Genomic DNA, 1,252 nt, shown 5'->3' with positions numbered 1-1,252 from the left:
TAAACGCCATCAACGACCCAATGTGGTCGGGGTTGGTATATATGCTTTTAGGCGCAGGCCTCTTTTTCACCGTTACCACCGGTTTTGTACAATTCCGCCTCTTCGGCCGCAGTATCAAAGAAATGCTGGGCGGCCGCAAACAAGGTGATGATCCGCACGGAATCACACCGTTCCAAGCATTCGTTACCGGCTTGGCCAGCCGCGTAGGCGTGGGCAACATCGCCGGCGTGGCGATTGCCATCAAACTCGGCGGGCCGGGCGCGGTATTCTGGATGTGGGTAACCGCCTTAATCGGCATGAGTTCGGCGTTTGTCGAATCTTCACTGGCCCAACTCTTTAAAGTCCGGGACTACGACAACCACCACTTCCGCGGCGGTCCTGCCTACTACATAACTCAAGGCCTGGGACAAAAATGGCTGGGCGTTTTGTTCGCCCTGAGCCTGATTTTCTGTTTCGGCTTTGTATTTGAAGCCGTACAGACCAATACCATCGCCGATACCACCAAAGCGGCATGGGGCTGGGATCAACACTATGTCGGTGTCGCCCTGGTCATTCTGACTGCCCCTATTATCTTCGGCGGTATCCGTCGCGTATCTAAAGCCGCGGAAATTATCGTTCCGCTGATGGCGGTTTTATATCTCGTCATAGCACTCTTCATCATTGCTACCAATATTTCCCTGATTCCTGATGTGTTCGATCAGATTTTCTCCAACGCGTTCAACTTCGATTCGGCTGCAGGCGGTTTCCTCGGCGGTCTGATTTCGACCACCATGATGCAGGGTATCAAACGCGGCCTGTATTCCAATGAGGCGGGTATGGGTTCTGCGCCGAACGCCGCAGCCGCAGCCGAAGTGAAACACCCCGTCTCCCAAGGCATGATTCAAATGCTGGGCGTTTTCGTCGATACCATCATCGTCTGCTCATGCACTGCCTTTATCGTCTTGACCTATCAACAGCCTTACGGCGACCTGAGTGGTGCGGCGCTGACCCAAGCGGCAATCGTCAGCCAGGTAGGCGAATGGGGCGCGGGCTTCCTTGCCGCCATCCTGTTTATGTTTGCCTTTTCAACCGTTATCGGCAACTATGCCTATGCTGAGTCCAACGTCCAATTCATCAAGAGCCATTGGCTGGTTACCGCCGTTTTCCGTATGCTGGTTTTGGCATGGGTCTACTTCGGCGCAGTTGCCAACGTACCCTTGGTATGGGATATGGCAGACATGGCCATGGGCATCATGGCATGGATTAACCTCGT

The 1,252-nt window shown here is 54.1% G+C and carries 1 protein-coding gene; it reads left to right on the top strand.

Annotated elements, in window-relative coordinates; genetic code table 11:
- Nucleotides 1–8: 8 nt before the first annotated feature.
- On the top strand, nucleotides 9–1,252 hold a 1,244-nt coding region (locus ACTHUE_RS19305), incomplete at its 3' end, for an alanine/glycine:cation symporter family protein (RefSeq protein ID WP_440424200.1).

Source organism: Neisseria sp. P0021.S005, from assembly GCF_051956955.1.
Note: the sequence above shows the minus strand (reverse complement) of the source record. Positions and strands in the feature narration are given on the sequence as shown.